The sequence below is a fragment of the Listeria floridensis FSL S10-1187 genome, assembly GCF_000525875.1.
Classification (GTDB): domain Bacteria; phylum Bacillota; class Bacilli; order Lactobacillales; family Listeriaceae; genus Listeria; species Listeria floridensis.
This window is the reverse complement of record NZ_AODF01000016.1, coordinates 1-16,537: the sequence shown is the minus strand read 5'-3', so window position 1 is coordinate 16,537 and position 16,537 is coordinate 1. Positions and strand designations below refer to the sequence as shown.

Sequence of the window (16,537 nt, the reverse complement as noted above, 5' to 3'; positions counted from 1 at the left end):
AAGGAGGAATATAAAATGTTGAAAGTTCTTGCGGCCTGCGGCAATGGAATGGGGTCAAGCATGGTTATTAAAATGAAAATTGAAAAGGCGCTACGCGATATGAAAGTGACAGATTTTAAAGTGGATTATTGCAGTGTCGGTGAAGCAAAATCACAAGCTAGCGGCTATGATATTGTCGTTGCTTCCAAACATTTGATTCATGAGCTGGACGGCCGAACAAAAGGAAAACTGGTTGGTCTTGAAAACTTAATGGACGATGCGGAAATTAAAGAAAAACTAGCGGAAAGTTTATAAAGGGGGAAGCGCGTATGGTTTCTTTAAAAGAATCACTGATTGAAAATCGTTCCATTCGGCTTCGCGAAACGGCTGAAACGTGGCAGGAAGCTGTGGGAAAAGCCGTTCAGCCGCTTGTCCAAAGCGGCGCTGTCGAAGTGCGCTACGAGGATGCGATTGTGGCCTCGACCGAGCATTTTGGACCGTACTATATCTTGATGGACGGAATGGCGATGCCGCATGCCCGCCCAGAAGACGGCGTTAATCGAGATGCATTCAGCTTAGTAACTTTGGAAAATCCGGTTGCTTTTTCTGACGGCAAGAAAGTCGAAGTGCTGCTTGCGCTTGCGGCAACTTCCAGTGAAATTCATACAGGGATAGCCATTCCACAGATTGTGGCACTGTTTGAGACCCCAGATATTATTGCAAAACTAAAGAATGTCCAATCCCCAGAAGAAGTTTTACAGCTCATTGACCAAGCAGATTTATCCAAATATGTACATGAGGAGTGAGAGAATGGCAATTCCAAATTTACAAGTAGCACTAGACCAGTCAAGCCTAAGCGATGCCTTAGGAACTGTCCAAAAAGTAGGCGAAGAAGTGGATATCATTGAAGCTGGAACGATTCTTTGCCTTGCCGAAGGGATGCAGGCGGTGAAGTGTCTGCGCGCACTTTACCCGGATAAAATTATTGTGGCGGATACGAAATGTGCCGATGCTGGAAGTACGGTAGCAGAAAACTGTCGTGCGGCTGGAGCGGACTGGATGACCGCGATTTGCTCGGCGACGCTTCCGACGATGAAAAAAGCTGCCGAAGAGATTTCGGAACTGCAAGTCGAACTGTATGGGAACTGGACGTATCAAGATGCAGAAGACTGGCTTGAAGCAGGGATTTCGCAAGCAGTTTATCATCAGAGTCGCGATGCACTTCTTGCAGGTGAAACTTGGGGAGAAAAAGATTTAACGCGAGTAAAGCGGCTTGCTGAAATGGGCTTTCGGGTGTCGGTGACAGGCGGTCTCGAAATTGACACACTTCCGCTCTTTCAAGATGTCGAGGTTTTTACCTTCATCGCGGGGCGTTCCATCACAGAAGCGACAGACCCGCAAATGGCTGCCCGTAAAATGAAACAAACGATTCGCGAAATTTTTGGAGCAAGTTCATGAAAAAGCAACCCCTTGGAATCTATGAAAAAGCGCTCCCGAAAAGCTTTAGCTGGGAAGAGAAGTTCAAACTGGCGCGGCAGTCTCATTTTGACTTCATTGAACTGTCAATCGATGAGAGCGATGAGCGCTTAGCGCGGCTTGACTGGACAGCGAGCGAACGAGCAACCTTACGAGCATTAAGCCTTGCAAGTGGCATTCGGATACCTTCCATGTGCTTAAGCGGGCATCGACGTTACCCGCTTGGTTCGCTTGATCCGGCTATCCGAGAAACCGGACTTCTCTTGATGCAAAAAGCAATCGACTTGGCATCTGATCTTGGTATTCGCGTTATCCAGCTTGCCGGCTATGATGTCTACTACGAAAGTAAAAGCCTGCTCACGCGCGCCTGGTTTATTGAAAACCTTCAGCGTTCGCTTGAGTGGGCTGCCGCAAAACAAGTCATTCTCGCGATCGAAATTATGGATGACCCGTTCATGAGCTCCGTCACGAAATATCTGCATCTTAAAGCAGAAATCGGCGCCTCGCCGTGGCTAAAACTCTATCCCGACATTGGCAATCTTTCCGCTTGGCCTGAAAACGATCTTGGTTTCGAATTGGCGGAGGGAATCTCTGACACAGTCGCGATCCATTTAAAAGATACCCTGCCCGTCACAACCGACTTTCCCGGCAAATTCAAAGAAGTGCCTTTTGGCAGCGGTTGTGTCGATTTTGCCGGCGCCTTTAAAACCTTGCAGCAGCTTGGCTACGCCGGTCCATATTTGATTGAAATGTGGGGCGAGCAAAGTCCAAACTGCGAAGCGGAACTGGCAGCCGCCAAAAACTTCATTGAAACGAAATGGAAGGAGGCCGAAATAAAATGAACCAAGAGCGAATTAAGCAGTTGAAACAGGAAGTCTGCGAAGCAAATCTTGCACTTCCAAGAGCTGGACTTGTGAAACTAACTTGGGGAAACGTTAGTGTAAAAGATGAAGCGGCCGGTGTGATTGTGATTAAACCGAGCGGCGTAGCATACGACGCGATGACACCAGATAAAATGGTCGTGACAAACCTTGAAGGAAATCTGTTTACCGGTCAGCTCAAACCGTCATCCGATCTCGCTACCCATGTTGTTTTGTATCAAAACTTTCCCGAGGTTAGTGCCATTGTTCATACGCACTCGAAATGGGCGGTCAGTTTTGCTCAAGCAGGACGTGATATCCCGGCTTACGGAACCACCCATGCGGATGCGTTCTATGGCGCGGTTCCGTGTACTCGGATGCTTTCCAAAGCAGAAATTGAGCGCGGCTACGAGCAGGAAACCGGGCGGGTGATTATCGAAGCGTTCAACAAAAGACAGATTGATCCAAACGCCGTTCCAGGAGTTGTAGTGCGCGGACATGGACCGTTTTCTTGGGGGAAAAACAGTAAACAAGCCGTTGAAAACAGTATTATTCTTGATGAAGTAGCGGAAATGGCACTTGCAACAGAGCTACTATCAGGGGGCGAAATTCAGCCGATTCCAAGTTTCCTACTAGACAAACATTACTGGCGCAAGCATGGCAAAACAGCATATTATGGGCAATAGCGCTATTTTCAAACGAGAAAAAGTCTGCTAAGCTCAGAATAAAAGAGGTGCAGATCATGCGTTCACTAGACACAAATTTCAGCCTATTTCTAAAACAGCTTGTCGAACAAAAAGAAATTCCCAGTATCACATCGCTTGCGCGGTTACTGGGTTTTTCGCGGCGAACGATTTATCATTATCTCGAAAAATGTAATTATTTACTTGGGCAGGAAGGAAACGCCAAATTGATGAGCGAAGCCGGCCGCCTGAGCCTTTCTGCGAGCCAAGCCGACATAATCAAATGCTGGCTTGACGAAGAGCACGTGCGTGAAAGCATTCTTACAACCTCTGAACGACGCCAAGTGATTTTAGCGCTCTTCTTAATTGAAAGTAAAAAATGGCAGCTTAGTTCGCTTCAAAGTGTGCTTAATGTTTCGCGAAACACGGTTTTAAACGATATTCAATCATTAAGAGCCAAACTTCTTGACCAAGAACTTGAAATCAAATCGGTTAAGGCACGCGGCTATTTTATTCCTGTAGGTGAAGTCAAGCGCCGAGAGCTACTTTATGATTTCGTTCATCGTACAGAAACAGAAAACAGCAAGCTGGTTTACGATACACTGCTAGACTTAGCCACGGATGAGAATGAGGCAGAAGAGGCTACTTCGTTTCGTGTTAGGGCACGCCGAGCTGTTGAAACGGCTGAAAAAATTCTCAGTAAAAAAATTTCCGGACAAGATATGCGAATTTTGACGAAAACGATGCAGCTTTATAAAATTCGCGTAGCAGGAAAAGCTCGATTTAAATGGGAGCAGTTAGACAAGACCTTAATCGAAGAACGATTGGAATTTCCAGCAGCAAAAGCCTTGCTTGATGAACTGCCGGAACTTTATCGGGGAATTGAATGTAATGAAGAACAGCATTATTATGCGGTTTTGTTATTATGTATGGATAAAAATGAGGATGCTCACTTTCAAAGTGTCCCATTTGGCGAACTGCTGGAACTATCGGGAAGATGGTTCTTTTATTTGAAAAACTGATTGGACTTGAATTTCGAGAAAAAGCCGCGCTGACCAAACACATCCAAACCTATATCAAAGTGCTGTTTTACCGGCGCAAATTTCAGATGGCACTCCCGGCTTATTCGCTACAAAGCGTTAATCAGCAATTTCAAAAAGTATTTCAACTGACCGAAAAGGTCATTCAACTACTTGAGCAGGACAAATTATTTAAAACGTATTTTAAAAGCAAATTTAAGAATGAAGAACTGGCACATTTGGCCGTTTTTTTTTGAAGAAGCGGTCATGAAGGAACAAACCGATGTCAGCATCGCAAAAGTATTGATTGTTTCAGATTTTTCAGATGTACTAAATTCTCTTTTAAAGAGCCAAGTCAAACAGCTTTTGCCGGAAACAGCTGTACTAGATGTCGTTTCTAGCGAAAAAGCTCGGTTCTTCCCTGAAAAAATTAATTTCTGCATCTCGGCTGATGCAAGTTATTATCATTTTACGGGGCAAACGATTCACGTTCCAATCATCTTAACAGAAGAAGCGCGAAAGAACATTGTAAAAAGTTATCAAGCTGGCGAAAAAAAGGCCTAAAACACGGACAAAACTAAAATTGCTTTTGAACGAACAAATAGGTATCGAAACCGTTTCCGATCAGCTGCTTGACCAAATCGAAGGTTTATACAGCAAAGGTACAAGCGATGTCAAACTCAAGCACAATGATGCGGTGAAGCTTGAGACCTTCTTACGAAACCCGGATTTTGCTCTTCGGAAAAGTGAGGCGAAGAATATGGAGGAAGTTTTTTCATTTCTCGAACGCCCGTTATTGGAAAAGAAATATGCCAAGCGAAGCTATTTCGGGCAAATCCGCAAAGATTTCCTAGCAAATCGAACTGCGTGGATTTACCCAAAAGTGCTCTTGCTGCTCAGCGATTATCGCTTTGGGTCGTTCCGGGCGGGGTTAAGCCTGTTATATTTAGACAAGCCGCTTCGAGTGGGGGAGGAAGATGAGGTGGAGCTTTTTCTGTTGCTGTCGACGGAGGAAAAAATGGCACATGTTCCACTTTTGTTCGAACTCGATTTTTTGCTTGAAAATGAATTTTTGGCAGAACTTCGGAAAGGCTATTCGATGTTTGATGCTTTTTTGATGAAAAATCTTACGGTGAAGGAAAATAGTAAAAAACGCTGATCAAAGATGAAAAATAAAAGCTGTTTTCCATTTAAGGGGTTGTCAATATTCAGAAGATGGAGTACACTTTAATTAAATCCAAAAATAAGAAAACGTTGACAAGAGCTAGTAACAATTCTTTTGTTTCAAAGAGAGCAGACGGTTGGTGCAAGTCTGTAACAATAAATTGTGAATCCGTCTTGGAGTGAATGGTGGAACGCGTAAAGCAAGTAAATCATTCCGGTGCGAGCCGTTAATCTCAAAATGAAGCTGGAGACTTTTTGTCTCAATTAGGGTGGCAACGCGGATATAACTTCCGTCCCTTCTTTGTGTCGTAATGATGTGAAGAAGAGACGGAAGTTTTTTTTTTTATTTTAAAAATAGAGGAGGATAATGAAATGTTAGATGTGAAATTACTCAGAAATAACTTTGAAGAAGTGAAACAAAAACTGGCTCATCGCGGGGAAGACTTAGGCGGGATGGAACAATTTGGCGAGCTTGATGCACGGCGTCGTACGCTGATCTTGGAAACGGAAGCGCTAAAAAGTGAGCGCAATCAAGTTTCGGAAGAAATTGCTGTCTTGAAACGCGGCAAAGAAAATGCGGATGCGAAAATTGAAGAAATGCGGGTTGTTGGGGATAAAATCAAAACGCTTGATTTGGAACTTAAGGAAATTGATGAGAAGCTGAACGATATCCTGATGTCGATCCCGAATATTCCTCACGAATCGACGCCAATCGGAGACTCGGAAGATGATAACGTTGAAATCCGCAAATGGGGCGAACTGCCTAATTTTGATTTTGAACCGAAAGCGCACTGGGACCTTGGTGTCGATCTAGGGATTCTTGACTTTGAAAATGCAGCAAAAGTGACGGGAAGTCGTTTCGTATTCTACAAAAAACTTGGAGCAAGACTTGAACGCGCGCTCCTCAACTTCATGATGGATCTCCATGCGGAAGAGCACGGCTATGAAGAAATGCTACCGCCGTATCTTGTAAATCGTACGAGTATGACAGGAACGGGTCAGCTCCCTAAGTTTGAAGAAGATGCTTTCCTTATTGAAGCAGAAGATTATTTCTTGATTCCTACAGCCGAAGTGCCAGTGACAAACTATCATCGCGATGAAATCTTGGATGCTGAAAACTTGCCGCGGAAATATACGGCGTACAGTGCTTGCTTCCGTTCAGAGGCAGGTTCGGCCGGCCGCGACACGCGCGGCTCATCAGACAGCATCAGTTTAATAAAGTTGAACTCGTGCAGTTTGTTAAACCGGAAGATTCGTATGAAACCCTTGAAAAATTGACAAACAATGCTGAGGAAGTGCTAAAACGGCTCGAACTTCCGTACCGCGTGCTAAGCATGTGCACGGCTGACCTAGGCTTCACGGCTGCGAAAAAATACGATCTAGAGGTATGGATTCCAAGTTATGGCACATATCGCGAAATTTCTTCGTGCAGTAACTTTGAAGCTTTTCAAGCACGACGCGCTAATATTCGCTTCCGCCGCGAGAAAAATGCGAAACCGGAATTTATGCATACTTTAAACGGTTCGGGACTTGCAATCGGAAGAACAGTTGCAGCCATTCTTGAAAACTATCAAGAAGCAGATGGCTCGATTCGTATTCCAAAAGTTCTTCAAGGTTATATGGGCGGTATCGAAAAAATTGAAGCCCCTAAATAAGTTTGGCTAAGAAAAAAAAGGTTTTTCGCACTGGCGAAAAACCTTTTTTAAGTGTGAAGATACATATTGCCGTGCTTTTTTAGGTTCTAAGACGGAATTAAGAACTTTGCCGTAAACAGATGTAAGCGAATACAACTCGTGTTATACTTTCATTCAGTAGCAAGTGAATGGAGGGAGGACGAACCCATCTTAGAAGGGAGGAATGCTTATGCAAATAAGAATCCGACCGAACGGCCTTTGTGTCAGTAGCCGAAGCTGTAAAGCTCATGCTGGATTTTGGAACGTTTATTCTTTCCTTGATCAGCTTGATCGTTGTGCTCATTAAGCTTAATCATGACCAAAAAAAATAGCCCTTTTACTTTGACCGAGTAGGGACTATTTTCTCTCTATAAGGCTGCCGTCTTTTTAATGGTGCTGCAAAGAGTCATGTTGATGCATGGCTCTTTTTTCTTTTCATTGTACCATATTCTACTTGAAAGTAAACTCGAACCATCGTTTCCGTTGCTAAAGGGATCTGCGTAGCGGTATGGTGCAAGTAATAGCATGATAAATACTAGTCAATAGTCAGCATACTTTAAACATTAAGCTAAGTTTGTTTATTTTCATATTTTTCTTAAAAACAAATAATTATAAATTTTGGGATTTAATGAAGAAATATGTTAAGATAACTATCTAATAATTCGATAATTTGGGAGGGGTTAATAGTGGGAGGAAATTCTTTTTTTTAAGCGTAAGGTGTTCAAGCAAGATACAGAAAATACAGTGCATCTAAATAAAACTCTCGGACCGTTCGATTTAACGATGCTTGGTGTTGGGGCTGTGGTTGGCGGTGGGATTTTCATCTTGCCGGGGGAAGTTGCTTCAATTGTTGCGGGACCAGGTATCATGCTTTCGTTTATCATCGCAGGTATTGCCTGCTGTCTGGCGGCACTTTGCTATTCTGAATTCGCATCGAAATTACCGGTAGCTGGAAGTGCCTATACATACAGCTATCATGTTTTTGGTGAAGGAATTGCTTGGATTCTAGGCTGGTCGCTGCTACTTGAATACGGTCTTGCGGTTGCTGCCATTGCAAGTGGTTGGTCTTCTTATGTGAAGAGCTTGCTTGAAGGCTTTAATTTACATATTCCTGCTGCCATTTCAGGTTCGTATAATCCAGCTAACGGGACGTATTTTGATATTCCTGCCTTTCTAATTGTAGTTGTTATCGGGATACTCCTAAGCCTTGGAATTAGAGAATCAACACGTGTTAATAACTTAATGGTGCTGATTAAGATAGCGGTAGTTGTCCTATTTATTGTCGTTGGGGCATTTTATGTTAAGCCTGATAATTGGACGCCGTTTTTACCTTTTGGATTTAACGGAGTTATTACGGGGGCTTCGATGGTATTCTTTGCTTATATCGGCTTTGATGCTGTTTCGACAGCTTCTGAGGAAGTGAAAAATCCGCAACGCAACATGCCAATTGGGATTATTGCTTCGCTAGCCGTTTGTACGCTACTTTATATTCTGCTTTCGGCAGTCCTAACAGGTGTTATTTCATACGATAAGCTTGTTGGTGTAAGCGCACCAGTTGCCTTTGCTTTACAGTACCTTAACCTTAACTGGATTGCTGGTTTGCTTTCGCTTGGAGCAATCGTTGGAATGACGACGGTTATTCTTGTTATGTCTTACGGTGGAACGCGCCTCATCTTTGCAATGGGTCGTGATGGACTTCTTCCAAAAACGTTTGCTAAGGTAAATAAGAAAAATACGCCGGTTAAGAATACGCTCATTTTCGCGTTTTTGATGGGGCTTGTGGCAGGAATTGTCCCGCTTGCGGATCTTGCAGCCTTGATCAATATTGGAACACTGTTTGCCTTTTCGATGGTCTCGCTTGGCATTCTATTCTTGCGACGCAACAAGGATATTCCGGATTCTGGCTTTAAGACACCGCTCTATCCATTCATTCCGATTTTATCCTTTGTTCTTTGTGTCTATTTGATGCTGAATTTATCGAAAGTCACGTGGCTTTCATTCGCGATTTGGTTTGTCGTCGGACTTTGCGTATACTTCTTATACGGCAGAAAGCATTCAGAGCTTAGGAAGACTGATTTGTAAGGGAGAAAGAGCTGCCGAAGGAAATGCTAGGCGGCTCTTTTTTTACATAAAATAAATAAAAAAAACCCTTTATTAAAGCGCTTACATTTAGTATGATAGAAGTAAGCACGATTACAAAGGAGGCAAACAATGAATAACATGTTTGATTTAACTGGAAAAGTGGCGGTAGTAACTGGGGCTTCAAGTGGACTTGGAAGAGATGCAGCGCTTAGCTATGCGGATTATGGGGCAGATGTTGCGCTGCTTGCAAGACGAAAAGATAAGCTTGATGAGCTAGCAAAAGAAATTACGGCAAAGGGAAGAAAAGCTGTCGCAATTGCGTGTGATGTTGGAGATGAAGAAAGTGTGAAGGCAGCTTCAGAAGAAATTTTGAAAGCGTTCTCTAAAGTGGATATTTTACTTAATAATGCAGGTGTAGCATTTCGCGGTGCAGTTCATGAACTGCCAACAGAAGACTGGGAAAAATCGATGGACATCAATGTGAAGGGGATTTATTTGATGTCGAAATACATCGTGCCGCAAATGAAAGAACAAAAATATGGGAAAATCGTTAATATTGCATCAATCAATGCGATTGTAGCAGATAAAGGGCCAGACCTTGCAAGACATGCTTACAATGCTTCTAAAGCGGCTGTGCGCGGCCTTACGATGGGAATGGCTGCAACTTACATGGAAGATAATATTACGGTGAATTCGATCGGACCGGGACTATTTGAGTCGGAAATGACGGCGGATTCTCTTTTTAAACACGAAGGATTTATGAATCTTTATAACAGTTTGACACCGGCGTCGCGCCCAGGACGAAAGGGCGAACTAAACGGCACGATTATTTACTTGTCTTCAGATGCTTCCAGCTACGTAACAAGTCAGCATATTATCGTAGACGGTGGATTTTCAATCGTGTGAGGAAAACGAAAGCGAAATTTGATTCACTTATGAAAAACCCAGCAGGCGCATGCCTGCTGGGTTTTTTGCTTATTTTTTAGTGAGTTACTGGACGAAGACAGAGCGGCTTGCGCGTTGGATATACTGCGCATCCACCGCCACAACTTGAACCACATCTGTTTTTGAAGTAATAAAACGTGCTGCATTTGTGAATGTGTAGTTTCCGTTCGCGTCCGTTGTAGCTTGAGCAACAACAGAACCGTTCACAAAGAGACGAACTTTTGATAAACTCTTGCCAAATGTTCCCGTCAAAATTGTGGAGCTTCCGATCGTGTAAGGGTTTTGATTGACCGTAAGCGAAAAGTCGATCACTTCCTCACCTTTCACCGGAACTGCTTTGCGTGCTTGTTCCACATAACGGCTGTCAACGCCGACGATTTCGACAACATCACTTGGACTGGAAATAAATTGCTTGATGTTGGTTAACGTGTAGTTTCCGTTACTATCTGTTGTGGCCTGTAAAACCACTTTTCCATTTACCCAAAGCCGAACTTTAGCGATATCTTTGCCGAAAGTTCCACTAACCGAGTTTGCGCCGATTGTGTAGCTGCTTGGTGTCGTAAGCGAGTAATCAAAAGTAGCATTGCCAGAAACAGTGATAGCTTTACGAGTTTGTTCGACGTAGCGGCTGTCAACCCCAACGATTTCTACAAGATCACTTGCATTTGTGATGAACTGCTGAACATTATTAAGCGTATAGTTTCCGTTTGCGTCTGTCGCAGCTTGGAGAACAACCTTGCCGTTCACCCAAAGTCGAACCTTCGAAATATCCTTGCCGAATGTGCCAGAGATAGTTTTGTTTCCAAGCGTATAGCTATTCGGAGTGGAAAGAGAATAGTCCGCGGCTTCTTCACCTGTTACCGAAATAGCCTTGCGAATTTGTTCCCCGTAATTCTTATCAACCCCAACAATTTCAATCAAATCAGTTTTCTTGGAAACATACTGACTGACATTTGCAAAAGTGTAGTTGCCGTTCGTATCCGTCGTAGCTTGGGCAACAACTTTCCCGTTCACCCAAAGTCGAACCTTAAAGATATCTTTGCCGAACGTACCGGAAATTGTTGTATTTCCAAGTTCGTATTCACTTGGAACCGTCAAATTGTAATCTGTTTTTACTGTTTCCGTTACAGTAACGCTTACCTTATCCGAAGTTTTACCATTCAAAGCGGCCGTTACTTGAATCACAGAACCTGCTTGAATAGGTGCAACCGTAATTTGGAAGTTGCCATCCGCATCTGCTTTTCCTTCATAATCGAGGCTTCCTCCATCTTTTTGCGGAATTTGCAGTGTAATCGTAGCATTCGAAGTAGCCTTACCGCTCACAACAGTGTCTTTATCAGATACCGGATTCACCGTTGGCGCCGAAATTTTAGCTGATGATACAATGCGGCTAGCTCGTTCGCTCATATTACCAGCGCTATCCATAACGGAAATTTGAATCACCGAGTTCACTACTTGCTTCACGATGATCACTTGATAACGACCGCTTGCATCCGAACCACCTGCCGCAATTATATTTCCAAACGTGTCATAGACGATGATTGTAGCATTCGGCTCAGCTGTTCCCGAAACAACAGTAGAATCTTCTGTGAGTGGATCGATCGTTGCTTTAACTGGAGGAGTATTATCGCTCACTTTTACTGTTACTTTTGTACTTGAAAGACCGTCTTTACTTGCGATGACAGTAATGACAGTGCCGGCTTGTTGTTTTGGAATAACGATTTTAAAGTTGCCAGTTGCGTCTGCACTTCCTTCAAAAATAGAAGTACCTCCGCTTGTGTGCGGGATGGAGATTTCGATACTCGCACCTGGTGTGGCAGTTCCTTCAATAAACGTATCACTATCGCCGACTGGTTTAAGTGTAGGTGCTTCAAGAGGGGCGCTTTCTACCGTCACCATTTTTACCACGCTTGTATTTCCAGCTGCATCAGTTGCCGTCACACTTAAGATGGTTCCCTCTTTTTGAGAAGAAATATTAACCGAGAACTGACCACTTGCATCCGCTTTTCCCTCTGCAATTTTGTTTCCATTTATAGAAATTTGAATTGTTGCATTTGCTTCAGTTTTCCCTGTGATAATCGTGTCTTTTTCTTTCACAGAATTTACACTTGGAGCATTAGGAGGTGTTTTGTCACTAACTGTGACAACTGTTGCATCAGAAGTCGTAGTATCAATCAATGCAAGGATCGAAAGTACTGTTCCAGCTTTTTGTTTCGGAATAACAATGCTAAAATCACCATTCGCGTTTGTGATACCTTCTGCAAGCGTATTGTTGCCATTCATGACTTTTACCGATGCGTTTGGAGAAGTCTTCCCAGTTACAAGCGTATCGACATCAGAAATTGGCGCGACGGTAGGTTTAATTACTGAAATTGCAGCCGCTTTAACTGTAAGAGTAGTAGCTGGACTGGTGATTCCTTCTGAGTTTGTAGCTGTTACTTTGATGGTTGTTCCAGCACTCTGTGTCGGAATGACAATACTGAAATTACCATTTGCAACGGCGGTTCCATGTGCAATTTGCACATTATTAGCATAGATAACAACTTCAGAGCCAGCTTTAGCTTTTCCAGTCACGATTGTATCGTTACTAGTAATAGCGTTAACTTCTGGAGGAGCGACGGGAACAGGTCCTGTTGATTGCCCTTGATGAGTGGTTATGAGATGGGAACCTTCATAGCGAGCTTCTACTTGGAAAATATCTGTTGATAAGATAGGTGTATTTATTGTATAAATATACTGACCGCTTACCGTTGCATTAGTACCATTGATCGGTACGGCATTATTTACTTCGCCCAGATAGTTTCCGTTTTTGGTTACAACAAAGCGATAGCCGGTTAACCATTCAGGACTGAAGGCAATGCGTAATTGACTATTTGTTGAACTAATACTTTTCACTAGTCTGTTCTTAAAATAAAACAATTCAGGAATATATTTTTTTTTGTGGTAATTCAAGTCGATATTTAACCTTATCCGTATTTAACCAGATCGGCTGAGTGAGCTCTGGTAAATTTGTTAGAGCTTGCTCGGTTGCTGAATCTGCAACAATACCCCATTTTTTAAAGAAAGGTATTAAATTAACTTGTGCAAGTTCAGACGTTTGAACAATCAATGTTTGCTTTTTGGTAGCATCATTATAGGGGGCTGATCCTAGTAAACGATATTTTTGGTGAAGCTGCGGGAAAAATTCATCGCCAAATACTTCCATTAGTTGACCGAACATACCAAATTTTACAAAATTATCTTGAGCATCATAATCTTTGGTTGAATCGTCAGTAGCTAAATACTTTTGAATATTGGGATAGCTGTCATGAAGGCGACCATAACTTCCGGAAATAGCTTTCTCCGATGCTAAGGAATAGATATTTACGGTTACTTCAACACCCTGTCCCCAGGTCATTGCATTAAGTTGCCTTTGATGTCCCGTTTCGTGCCAAATTCCCCATCCAAGTTCAGTGGCAGAAGTTTTATCAGTGACACCAAGTAGTCTTCTTAAGGCAGCATCTCCAGAAAAGCCCATGTATTCGTTGGTTGCATACATGTAACCACTACTAGCCTCGACATAATGATAGTAGCGACCAGATGCTATAGCTGCATAATCGTTTCGACCTGTTACAGAGATGCCTTCAATCCGATCTTGAGCTTCTAAAAATTGATCATAGTAAGTCATTAATGCTTGGGGATTAGTTAAATATTTAGCAGCGCTTGCATAGCTTACTGTAATAGATGCGTATTTACTAACAAGTTGAACATAAGGAGAAGCACTATATTGTTTCATTTGATTAGTGAATTCTGCATTTGTTGTTTCACCTAAGCGGAAAAAGGGCATCCTTGATCCACCTGAAATAATTTCAAAAGTTAATTGGCTCGAAGGCTGTTCGTTAATAAGTGAAACGACACCATCTCGATCTGCGGTTAGCGTTTGTTGTGTGTCATAAGTAGTTCTGTTTTTTATGATTCCAGAACTAGTTCCTCCGGTACCGATTGCGATAAGGGCTCTTGATGGAGTACCATCTCCGCCGGACACTTTATAGGTGAGACGATCCCCTTTTTTTACATAAAACTGTGTCGGAGTGAGTTCTGAAACCGTACGAATTCTTTGTAATCTGTTTTTTTCTTCTATTAATTTTCCGTTACCTTGTATTACAAAAGTATTGGATGGCTCTGCTGCGCTTGCTTCTTTTGATACAGGGGTGATCCAAAAGCAAAGAACGAGCATCAATAGTATAAGACCTGAAAAGTGCATTTTTTTTCATTGTAGTTCCCCTTTTTGATATATTAGCTTATTTTATAAAATGAGCCTCCCACATGATGCGGGAGGCTTAATTCAATTGGTATGTTCAAAATTACTGAACAGTGATGACTGTACGTGTGATGAAGTGGCTGTCTTGTGCATAAATTTCTACTTTATCGCCAGCGACAATACCTGCTCCGCTGACAGAGAAAGTACTACCGGAGATTGTGCCAAGGCGTTTCACGGTGCCATTCACAACAAGTTGTAGACGTTTCACATCTGCTCCTACTGTTCCTGTAATTGTTGCATCTCCCAGTGTATAAGGATTTGCTGTTGCTGCAAAATCAAGCGATCCGCTGACTACAACTGGGATACGGATTTGATCCACATTGGATGCGTCCACCCCAACGATTTCGTAGTTCGCGCCATCGTCTTTGATTTGGGCATAAGCTTCTGGGAAGGTGAAGCTTCCGCTTCCATCCACATTACGGTTTACCAACAAGACTCCGTCTTTATAGAGACGAACGGCTTTGATATCCGCTCCATATTTCCCAGTCAAGGCATCTTGACCAATTTTATAGCTGTCTTGAGTTAGCGTGTAATCTTTAGGAACAGTTACCGCAATCGTTTTACGGGCTTGTTCTTGATACGTGCTGTCTACGCCAACTACTACTACTTGATCTGTGCCAGATGTGATGAAAGAATCTACGTTGTTAAACGTATAATTCCCGTTCCCATCTAGTTGAGCCTGAACTTTCATTTCGCCATTGACAAGCAAACGAACAGCTGTAAGGTCTTTGCCGTAAGTTCCGGTAATTTGTTTGCCTTTTAGTTCGTAAGAAGCTGGCGCTGTCAGCGCATAGTCCACTGGTTTGCTGGCAAGATTTACCGTTTGACTTGCTTGTTGCACAAACTGTTTATCTACTCCAACCACTTGCACATTATCTGTCGCCGCTTTAATGAATTGAGCGGCATTTGGAATCGTATAGTTTCCGCTACCATCTAGTTGTGCTTGCGTCACAACTGTACCATTCACAACGAGACGTACTTGGTTGATGTCTTCTCCATAAGTACCGGATAGAGCTGTTGATGTCCCGATTGTATATGGATTTTCAGCAACCGTTAGTGCATAATCCAAGTTTTCATTTACAGATAGAGGAATTCGTTGTTGTTCTACAAAGCGGCTGTCGACACCTACTACTTCCACTTTATCGCCAGCTTTAATACTTGATCCAATATTCGGGAAGGTATAGTTGCCGTTTCCGTCCACTTCCGCTTGACGAACTACCACACCATTAATGAAGAGACGAACACGAGCAATGTCTTTACCGTAAGTTCCCGTCAGATTTGCTTGATTCAAGCGATAAGGATCTACGGTTAACGCATAATCATACACGATGCTTCCTTGAACAGGAACCGCTACTTCAGCGCGTTGGACATAACTGCTATCCACACCAACCACTTTCACTACATCTTGATCAGACTTAATATACTGAGCGGCATTTGCAAAGCTGTAGTTGCCTGCACTATCTGTTGTTGCTTGAGCAACAACTGTTCCATTGACAAAAAGACGAACTTTCGAGATATCTTTTCCATATGTGCCTGTGATCGCTTTCGATGTTCCCACGATATATGGATTTTGAACAACTGTTAATTTATAATCCGTCGCATCAGTAACTGTCACTGGAATCCGCTTTTGTTCTTGATAGCGACTATCTACTCCAACTAGTTCCACTTTATCGCTCGGTTTAATATAAGAAGCGATGTTTGGGAAGGTATAGTTGCCATTTCCATCCATTTCAGCTTGACGCACAATCGTTCCATTCACCACAAGGCGAACTTTGAAGATATCTTTGCCATATTTCCCTGTCAAGTTCGTTTGATTAAGCGTGTAAGGATCAGCTGTTAGGCTGTAATCATAGACCAGACCACCTTGAACATTTACTGGAGTTTCTGCACGTTGTGCAAATGTGCTGTCTACACCCAATACTTTTACTACATCACTGTTAGAAGTAATAAACTGAGCTGCGTTCGGGAAGTTGTAATTGCCTGCACCATCTGTTTGTGCTTGGGCAACAACCTTTCCGTTGACCGATAAGCGTACACGAGACAAATCTTTGCCATACGTACCTGTAAGAGCTGTAGATGTACCTATGATGTATGGATTTTGATTGACTGTAAGGTCGAAATTCATCGAATCATCAACATTCACAGGAATTCGTTTTTGCTCTTGGTAACGACTATCCACCCCAACCAGTTCTACTGTATCTCCAGGTTGAATAAAGGTCGCGACATTTGGGAAGGTGAAGTTGCCGTTGCCATCCATTTCAGCTTGACGAACGATGGTGCCATTCACCACAAGACGTACTTTGAAGATGTCTTTACCGTATTTCCCAGTCAAGTTCGCTTGGTTGAGCTTGTAAGG

The 16,537-nt window shown here is 42.9% G+C and carries 15 protein-coding genes, 1 pseudogene and 1 other annotated feature; of the genes and pseudogenes, 13 read left to right on the top strand and 3 right to left on the bottom strand.

Going from position 1 to position 16,537, the window contains the following annotated elements; genetic code table 11:
• The first annotated feature begins 15 nt into the window (after positions 1-15).
• From MFLO_RS07625 to MFLO_RS07570, 13 genes and pseudogenes are all read left to right on the top strand, one after another.
• Positions 16-294 carry a PTS sugar transporter subunit IIB gene (locus MFLO_RS07625; protein WP_036097353.1) on the top strand — a complete coding sequence of 93 codons (279 nt, stop codon included), beginning with the start codon at positions 16-18 and terminating at the stop codon, positions 292-294.
• A 14-nt stretch (positions 295-308) separates the two neighbouring features.
• The gene (locus MFLO_RS07620; RefSeq protein WP_036097352.1) at positions 309-785 is read left to right on the top strand and encodes a PTS sugar transporter subunit IIA; all 477 of its coding nucleotides are present in this window, start codon (positions 309-311) and stop codon (positions 783-785) included.
• Between the two features lie 4 nt (positions 786-789).
• On the top strand, positions 790-1,437 hold the full coding sequence (locus MFLO_RS07615; protein WP_036097351.1) for a 3-keto-L-gulonate-6-phosphate decarboxylase UlaD: 648 nt from the start codon (positions 790-792) through the stop codon (positions 1,435-1,437).
• Entirely contained in the window at positions 1,434-2,297 is an 864-nt protein-coding gene (locus MFLO_RS07610) for an L-ribulose-5-phosphate 3-epimerase (RefSeq protein ID WP_036097350.1), read from the top strand. Before MFLO_RS07615 ends, MFLO_RS07610 begins: the two co-directional genes overlap by 4 nt.
• Positions 2,294-3,001 (top strand): L-ribulose-5-phosphate 4-epimerase, encoded by a 708-nt coding sequence (locus MFLO_RS07605; protein ID WP_036097349.1) that lies wholly within the window; start codon positions 2,294-2,296, stop codon positions 2,999-3,001. The genes MFLO_RS07610 and MFLO_RS07605 overlap by 4 nt, the downstream gene beginning before the upstream one ends.
• 56 nt (positions 3,002-3,057) lie before the next feature.
• Positions 3,058-4,020 carry an HTH domain-containing protein gene (locus MFLO_RS07600; RefSeq protein WP_036097348.1) on the top strand — a complete coding sequence of 321 codons (963 nt, stop codon included), beginning with the start codon at positions 3,058-3,060 and terminating at the stop codon, positions 4,018-4,020.
• Complete coding sequence (locus MFLO_RS07595) at positions 3,996-4,274, top strand: PRD domain-containing protein (protein WP_036097347.1); 279 nt, start codon at positions 3,996-3,998, stop codon at positions 4,272-4,274. The genes MFLO_RS07600 and MFLO_RS07595 overlap by 25 nt, the downstream gene beginning before the upstream one ends.
• Positions 4,275-4,284: 10 nt before the next feature.
• Complete coding sequence (locus MFLO_RS07590) at positions 4,285-4,581, top strand: hypothetical protein (protein ID WP_149022997.1); 297 nt, start codon at positions 4,285-4,287, stop codon at positions 4,579-4,581.
• 25 nt (positions 4,582-4,606) lie between these two features.
• A complete protein-coding gene (locus MFLO_RS07585; RefSeq protein WP_149022996.1) occupies positions 4,607-5,176 on the top strand; it encodes a PTS sugar transporter subunit IIA in 570 nt (189 codons plus the stop codon).
• Positions 5,177-5,262: 86 nt separating this feature from the next.
• Positions 5,263-5,482, top strand: a binding site (T-box leader).
• 71 nt (positions 5,483-5,553) lie between these two features.
• Positions 5,554-6,836 (top strand): annotated as a pseudogene (gene serS / locus MFLO_RS07580) (serine--tRNA ligase).
• 239 nt (positions 6,837-7,075) lie between these two features.
• On the top strand, positions 7,076-7,186 hold the full coding sequence (locus MFLO_RS15075) for a putative holin-like toxin (protein ID WP_077913189.1): 111 nt from the start codon (positions 7,076-7,078) through the stop codon (positions 7,184-7,186).
• Positions 7,187-7,550: 364 nt separating this feature from the next.
• Complete coding sequence (locus MFLO_RS07575; RefSeq protein WP_036097344.1) at positions 7,551-8,936, top strand: branched-chain amino acid transporter BcaP; 1,386 nt, start codon at positions 7,551-7,553, stop codon at positions 8,934-8,936.
• Between the two features lie 129 nt (positions 8,937-9,065).
• Positions 9,066-9,842, top strand: coding sequence for an SDR family NAD(P)-dependent oxidoreductase (locus tag MFLO_RS07570; RefSeq protein WP_036097343.1), 777 nt, complete (start codon positions 9,066-9,068; stop codon positions 9,840-9,842).
• 84 nt (positions 9,843-9,926) lie between these two features.
• Here MFLO_RS07570 and MFLO_RS07565 read toward each other — a convergent pair whose 3' ends face one another.
• The 3 genes from MFLO_RS07565 to MFLO_RS15695 all read right to left on the bottom strand — a co-directional run.
• Complete coding sequence (locus tag MFLO_RS07565; RefSeq protein WP_149022995.1) at positions 9,927-12,776, bottom strand: Ig-like domain-containing protein; 2,850 nt, start codon at positions 12,774-12,776, stop codon at positions 9,927-9,929.
• A gap of 25 nt (positions 12,777-12,801) precedes the next feature.
• Positions 12,802-14,097 carry a M60 family metallopeptidase gene (locus MFLO_RS07560; protein ID WP_241433582.1) on the bottom strand — a complete coding sequence of 432 codons (1,296 nt, stop codon included), beginning with the start codon at positions 14,095-14,097 and terminating at the stop codon, positions 12,802-12,804.
• A gap of 127 nt (positions 14,098-14,224) precedes the next feature.
• Positions 14,225-16,537, bottom strand: a 2,313-nt coding sequence (locus MFLO_RS15695; RefSeq protein WP_338151508.1) for an immunoglobulin-like domain-containing protein, incomplete at its 5' end; no start/stop codon positions are given.